This is a genomic window from Chloroflexota bacterium (assembly GCA_018648225.1).
In the GTDB taxonomy this organism is placed as follows: Bacteria; Chloroflexota; Anaerolineae; order Anaerolineales; family UBA11858; genus NIOZ-UU35.
On sequence record JABGRQ010000185.1, the window covers coordinates 16,801 to 23,813 of the forward strand.

7 protein-coding genes are annotated in these 7,013 nt (G+C 51.2%); 5 read left to right on the top strand and 2 right to left on the bottom strand.

Translation table 11 applies throughout. The annotated features are described in order from the left end of the window. Positions 1 to 42: 42 nt before the first annotated feature. Together HN413_16435 and HN413_16440 are read left to right on the top strand one after the other, a co-directional pair. A complete protein-coding gene (locus HN413_16435; GenBank protein MBT3391988.1) occupies positions 43 to 969 on the top strand; it encodes a TIGR01777 family protein in 927 nt (308 codons plus the stop codon). Positions 970 to 989: 20 nt separating this feature from the next. Further along, on the top strand, positions 990 to 1,982 hold the full coding sequence (locus tag HN413_16440) for a hypothetical protein (protein ID MBT3391989.1): 993 nt from the start codon (positions 990 to 992) through the stop codon (positions 1,980 to 1,982). Positions 1,983 to 1,991: 9 nt separating this feature from the next. Here the strand turns inward: HN413_16440 and HN413_16445 are convergent, their stop codons facing one another. Both HN413_16445 and HN413_16450 read right to left on the bottom strand, forming a co-directional pair. Beyond that, a complete protein-coding gene (locus tag HN413_16445; protein MBT3391990.1) occupies positions 1,992 to 2,999 on the bottom strand; it encodes a response regulator in 1,008 nt (335 codons plus the stop codon). A 2-nt stretch (positions 3,000 to 3,001) separates the two neighbouring features. Continuing rightward, a complete protein-coding gene (locus HN413_16450; protein MBT3391991.1) occupies positions 3,002 to 3,994 on the bottom strand; it encodes a response regulator in 993 nt (330 codons plus the stop codon). Positions 3,995 to 4,032: 38 nt separating this feature from the next. Here HN413_16450 and HN413_16455 point away from each other — a divergent pair, with 38 nt between their 5' ends. The 3 genes from HN413_16455 to HN413_16465 all read left to right on the top strand — a co-directional run. Then, positions 4,033 to 4,512, top strand: coding sequence for an alpha/beta fold hydrolase (locus tag HN413_16455; GenBank protein MBT3391992.1), 480 nt, complete (start codon positions 4,033 to 4,035; stop codon positions 4,510 to 4,512). 83 nt (positions 4,513 to 4,595) lie between these two features. Beyond that, positions 4,596 to 6,812, top strand: a complete 2,217-nt coding sequence (locus HN413_16460; protein ID MBT3391993.1) for a bifunctional (p)ppGpp synthetase/guanosine-3',5'-bis(diphosphate) 3'-pyrophosphohydrolase — start codon at positions 4,596 to 4,598, stop codon at positions 6,810 to 6,812. Positions 6,813 to 6,816: 4 nt separating this feature from the next. Continuing rightward, positions 6,817 to 7,013 (top strand): molybdopterin molybdenumtransferase MoeA (locus tag HN413_16465; protein ID MBT3391994.1); only part of this gene is annotated, 197 nt, incomplete at its 3' end.

Consider the following 7,013-nt stretch of genomic DNA (forward strand, 5'->3'; position numbering starts at 1 on the left):
ACCGATCGAAGGTTGGTTGAGCATGGTAGATTGGAGTGTGTTATGAAAGTCTTGATCGCAGGCGGCAGCGGGTTGATTGGCCGCGAATTCGTGAAACAATTTCTTGAAGCGGGAGATCAACCCCTGGTGTTGACGCGCCAACCCGCGGGGACGCTCGAACTTCCCCCGGGGGTGACAGCCATTCAGTGGGACGGGAAATCCGCCCAGGGGTGGGGTGATGTCATCAACACCGTGGATGCGGTCGTCAATCTGGCCGGAGAAAATATCGCCGGGGAGAAATTCTTCCCCGCCCGCTGGACTCCGCAGCGCAAAGCGCTCATCTTGCAGAGTCGCCTGGATGCAGGCACGGCGCTGGTTGAAGCGATCCAGGCCGCCGAGAAGAAACCCCTGGTTTTTGTGCAGTCATCGGCGATCGGCTACTATGGCACGCAGGGTGATGAACCGCTGACCGAGACTTCGCCCACCGGGAGTGATTTTGTGGCCGAAGTCTCCCAACAATGGGAAGCGGTTTCTGCCGCGGTTGAAGCTCTGGGTGTGCGACGTGTGATCGTGCGCACCGGCGTGGTACTCAGCCTTGCGGGTGGAGCGTTGCCGCGCATGTTGCTGCCCTATCGCCTGTTTGCAGGCGGCACGTTTGGGCATGGCCGCCAGTGGTATTCGTGGATTCATATCGCCGATACCGCATCTGCGTTGCGCTTTGTCATCACCAATTCGCAGGCCAATGGTGTGGTAAATCTAACCGCCCCCAACCCGCTGACCAATGCCGATTTTGGCAAAGCCCTGGGGAAAGTGATGCGCCGACCTTCGGTGATTCCCTTGCCCGGTTTTGTCATGCGCCTGATGTTTGGCGAAGTTGCCACGGTAGTGCTTGATGGTCAGCGTGTGCTGCCTGAAAAATTGCAGGCTTTGGGTTTTAGCTTTAAATTCCCCACGGCGGAAACTGCTTTCCGGGATTTATTGGGAAAATAAGCGAGGAGGATATTAAGAATATGTCGCAGAACACAACTTCACGTAAAGATGTACAAGTTTTATGGGGTGGAATTTTGTTGAGTTTGCTTTTTTCGGGTTTGATTTGGTTGGCTGGTTCGCGCCTGGATGCCATTCGCCTGCTCCCCGATCAGGGCGCTTCGTGGTATTACTGGAAGCTCCCCGAACCCACCTTCTGGACGCGTTTATCGGCCTGGGGTATGTATTTGCTGCACCAGTTGTCATTCTGGTATCTGATTTACAAGGCCCAGTCTCAGAAATCGAAATATTCAACCAGCTTGCATCGCTGGAATTGGGCCGCATTGGCTGTGAATGCGCTGTTCATCATTCTCCATTTTGTGCAGACGCATTGGTTATATGATGGCCTGGCGCAGGATGTCTCGATCTGGAGTTCGCAGGGATCGGTTGTGGTGCTCTTGGTTTGGGTATTGCTGATGGAGAATAATCGCCGCGGGATGTTTTTTGGCAAGAAATTGCCCCTGAAGCAGGAGATCATCCGTTTTGCGCGTAAATATCACGGCTATTTCTTTGCCTGGGCGACCGTGTATACCTTCTGGTATCACCCCATGGTTTTCACCAATGGGCATTTGATAGGCTTCTTTTATATGTTTTTGCTGTTGTTGCAGGGAAGTTTATTCTTCATGCGCATTCACACCAACCGCTGGTGGACGCTGTTTCAAGAAGTTGGCGTTTTGGTGCATGGCACGCTTGTTGCTGTAATGCAGGGGAATAATCTATGGCCGATGTTTGCCTTTGGGTTTGGCGGTGTTTTGGTGATTACCCAAATGCACGGATTGAAACTCTCGCGCCGGGTGCGCTGGGGAGTTAGCCTGGCATATATTCTCAGCGCGATCTGGGTGTACAGCGGACGCGGCTGGCTGGCGCTGAATGAGATCGCGCGCATTCCAGTGATTGATTATCTGGCAGTAGGGTTGTTAGCAGGGATATTTACGCTGGGTTTGCGCATTGCGGATCGTTTTCGACCCGCAAGTTAAAATCCTTGATCAGGTTTTCTTTTGAGCTATGGATTGCGCTCTACGCTTATTGAGTACATCGATGAAAATTGGTGTTAATTTCGGATCAAAATGAATGCCAGAGTCTTTGCGTAGAATTTCAATCACATCTTCATGTTTGCGAGCGGTATGATAGGGGCGCGCTGTAGTCAGGGCGTCATACACATCGGCGAGAGCTAATAACCGCCCTTGAACTGGGATTTCTTTTCCCCGTAGGTTTTTGGGATAACCTGTGCCATCCCACTTTTCGTGGTGATACAGCACATAGGGCAGCGTCCCATGCAAATGCTGAATGTCTCGCAGCATTTTTGCACCGGCGATAGTGTGCCTTTTCATCATGCTCCACTCATCATCGGTGAGGCGGCCCGGTTTATTGAGTACACTTGACGGGATGAGTATTTTGCCAATATCATGCAAGCGTCCCCCAAATTCAAGCATTCGCAGTTGTTGAAGCGGCCAGTTTAATTCATTTGCCACCCACATGGCGTACGTTGTCACGCGTTCCACATGCCCGCGGGTATAGTGATCTCGCCCCTCGATGACATTTGCCAAAACTTTGACGGTATCCAAATATGCCTGCCCCACCTGCGCAACTTCAACTGCCGCTGTGCGATACAGGCGGGCATTAATAATCTTAATTAGATCGTGTGGGTCAATGGGCTTGGTGAGGTAATCTTCAACACCCAATTCGCGCCCACGCTGAATGTCTTCTGTGGAACTGTGGGAGGTCAGAAAAATAAATGGGATGGTTGTCCAGGCTGGATTTTTACGCACTGCTTGGAAAAATTGGAGGCCATCCATTTGAGGCATATTCACATCGGAAAGAATCAGATGCGGGGTGACTTTCTCCAACATTTTAAGTCCATCTAAACCGTTTCCAGCTTGATGCGTAATATAGCCCTCCATCATTAAAGCGCGGGCGATGACATTGCGTATTTGCGAACTATCTTCAACTACGAGGATGATCCTCTCTGGCGTAGGAATGGTAAGTGAGCGCATTTTTAACTTTCAGGCAGGCGTTTTTTCATGACATCAAGAAAAACAACCACCAGATCTGAATCAAAATATTTTCCGGATTGCAATTCGATATAATGCAAGACCTCGCCATGTGGGCGCGCCGGATGATAAGGCCGCTCTGTGGTCAGTGCATCATACACATCAATGATGGCTAAAATGCGCGCCTCCAGCGGAATCTCGCGGCCTTGCAAACCCTCGGGATAGCCTGTGCCATCCCAATGTTCGTGATGATAAAGCACATATGGCCGCGCGGCCTGCAAATGGCTGATTCCACTCAGAATTTTTTCCCCGGCGACAGGATGCTGCTGCATCAACGCCCACTCTTCTGGCGTGAGTCTCCCGCGTTTGTTCAGAATTTGATCCGGAATGATGATTTTGCCAATATCATGCAGTCGGGCACCAAATTCCATCATGCGCATCTGTTCATCCGGCCAGCGTAGCTCTTCGGCCATCCAAAGCGCGTATTTGGTCACACGGTCCACATGCCCGCGAGTATAATGATCGCGTCCTTCAATTGCATTGGCTAATACTTTCACGGTTTCCAGGTAAGCCTGACCAATATGCGCAACTTCTACCTCGGCAGAGCGTAGCAAGCGGGCATTGATTGTGCTGAGCAAATCCTGGCGATTGATGGGTTTGGTAAGATAATCTTCAACCCCAAGTTCGCGTCCTAGCCGACGGCTTTGCGCCGAATTATCCGCGGTCAGGAAAAGAAACGGCACTGTGATCAGGCTTGGATTTTTGCGGATTTCTTTATAAAGTTCAATTCCATCTGTGCCGGGCATGTTAATATCTGAGAGAATCAGATCGGGCGTAAAATTGTTAAGCACCTTGAGTGCTTCTGCTCCGTTGCTAGTCTGAATGACAAGATAATTATCAATCTGCAAATGCTGGGCGATGCCTTCGCGAATTACGTCATTATCTTCAACCAGGAGGATTTTCTTGCTGGGTACGGGTATCGTTGGCTTTGGTATCATTGGGTATAGTGTATCAGAGATTAGGGCAAAGTGAAGCTATGAACCTGCTTTTTATTCATGGATTGGAAGGTAGCAGTCAGGGGATGAAGGCCGCATATTTGAGGGATCGTTTTCCCGATGTGCATACCCCCGATTTTACCGGATCACTGGATCAGCGCATGGGCAAACTCCTTTCAATTTTGCAATCTCATCCTGAAGATAATTGGACGTTGATCGGTTCCAGCTTTGGGGGGTTGATGGCTGCGCTCTATGCGAAGATGCACCCCCAAAGGTTGGACAAACTAATTCTCCTCGCGCCAGCCCTTGTCTGGCCCGATTTTGCCCTTCAAGAGAATTTGCAAGTTGATGTTCCCACAATCATCTATCATGGTACGCAAGATGATGTGATCCCGATCGATTATGTGCGTAGTTTAGCCGAGCGCAGTTTTACACAACTTAAATTCAATACGGTCGATGACGACCACATGCTGCACCGCACTGTTCGCGCGGTAGATTGGTTGCGGTTGATTTCACGCTGAGCGGCAGGCATTTGTGGTGTTTTCGTGATTTGATCGATTTATGACCTTGCTCCAAACCCACGGCGTGATTATACTCTGGTGTTATGAGTGTTGAAGAGCTGCTTGTAATTCTCCCTGATTCATATTCCCCGATTGACCGGGAACTCATTCAGCGCGCCTACCGTGTGGGCGAAAAAGCGCATCAGGGACAAACACGCGCCTCGGGCGAACCCTATTTTCTGCATTGCATGGCTGTGGCAACTATCCTCGCCGAGATGATGGTGCCGCCGCAGGTAATCGCTGCGGGTCTGCTCCACGATACGGTAGAAGATACTGATCTCACCATTGAAACTTTACGTAGTGATTTTGGCGATGATGTTGCCATGCTGGTTGACTCGGTCACCAAACTGACATCGTTGCCGCGCGTCTCGCGTGGCGACCATCTGGATGTCGAAGAAGAACCACTGGCGGAAGAAGTTCAGCCCGGCAAAAAAGGCGGACGGCATGATAAATCGGCCCTGGCGACAGCCAGTTTGCGCAAAACATTTTTGGCAATGGCCGATGATCCGCTGGTGGTGCTGATTAAACTTGCCGACCGTTTGCATAATATGCGCACACTGAATTTTACTTCACCCGACAAGCAAAAGCGCATTGCCAAAGAAACCATGGATATTTTTGCGCCGTTGGCAAGCCGTTTGGGTATCTGGCAAATGAAGTGGGAATTAGAAGATTTGTCTTTCCGTTATCTCGACAATCAAAAATATCTCGAAATTGCGCGCAAACTAACCGAGCGGCGCACAGAGCGCGAAGAAACCGTTGATGCCATCAAAGACCGCTTACAGGCCGTCATGGATCAAGTCGGCATCAAAAAGGCTCAGGTTACCGGCCGACCCAAGCATATCTATTCGATTTACCGCAAAATGCAGCGCAAGGGGGTCCCTTTTGAAGAAGTTTACGATATTCGCGGTATTCGTATTTTGGTGCCCGCAAAAGCCGATTGTTATGCTGTCTTGGGTGAAATTCATGCCAATTGGCGGCCTATCCCAGGCTCTTTTGACGATTATATTGCTGCCCCCAAAGAGAATTTCTACCAATCTTTGCACACCGCGGTAGTTTATGATGATGGCCGCACCCTTGAAGTGCAAATTCGCACTCAGGAAATGCACCAGGATTCCGAATATGGCATTGCTGCCCACTGGCGCTACAAAGAAGGCTCCGGACACGATCCCGATTTCGAGCGCCGGATTATCTATTTGCGCCAACTCATGGAATGGCGGCAAGATGTGGATGACGCTCAGGAATTTGTCGATGGCATGAAATCAGATGTCTTTGGCGACCGGGTGTATGTTTTTACCCCTAAAGGCGACATCATCGACTTGCCACAAGGGGCAACCCCGATCGATTTTGCCTATCATGTGCATACGGAAGTTGGACATCGCTGCCGTGGCGCCAAAATTGGCGGCAAACTGGTTTCGCTCGATTCATCCCTCAAAACCGGCGATCAGGTATCCATTCTTACCGCCAAGCGTGGCGGCCCCAGCCGGGACTGGCTCAATACGCGTCTGGGGTTGGTAAAAACCCAGCGTGCGCGCTCAAAAATTCAGCGCTGGTTTAAAATTCAGGCCCGTGACCAAAATGTAAAACACGGCCGCGAACTCCTGGAGCGTGAACTCCGCCAATTGGGACTGGTCGATGAAAATCTGGAGCAGTTGGCGCGGGACTTAAATTTTAAGGCTGTGGATGATCTCTCTGAGGCGATTGGGATTGGCGATCTTCCGCTGGCGCGTGTTTCCAACGCGCTAATTTTGATCGAGGAAGACGAAGACGACGATTTCGAATTTCCGGTGCCGCCATTAAAAGAGATGGAATCGCAGACCGTGGAAGGCATCACGGTGCGCGGCCTCAAGGGCTTGCTCACGCGCATGGCGCTTTGCTGCAACCCGGCCCCCGGCGATGAAATAACTGGTTATATTACCCGCGGGCGCGGCGCAACCATTCACCGCCGCGATTGCCCAAATATTCTCAACGTCAAAGATCAGGAACGTCTGGTAAAAGTCTCCTGGGGCGAAGTCCGGCAAACTTTCCCCGTGCCGGTACGCATCAAAGCCTACGACCGCGCCGGACTGCTGAAAGATGTTTCAACGCTGCTGGACGACGAAGGGGTTAGTATGAACCGCGTGCAAGTGGATGTCAACCGCCGCAATATGGCCACCTTCGATCTGGTGCTTGAGGTGCGCGATATTGCCCATCTCAGCCGCATTCTGGATCGTGTAGAACGTCTCGACAATATTGTTGACGCCCGGCGGGTACGCGCACGTTAAGCCCATGCCGTCTCAATTTCCCTTAACTCCCATCGCAGAAGCCCAAGCCCGTTTGCTGGCCGAATTTTCGCCACTGACGGCTGAATCGGTTCCGCTTGCAAATGCTCTTGGGCGCGTCTTGGCTGAAGAGATTATCTCGCAGATTGATTTGCCCGCCTTTGCCAATTCCAGTATGGATGGATTCGCCGTACGCGCGGTAGA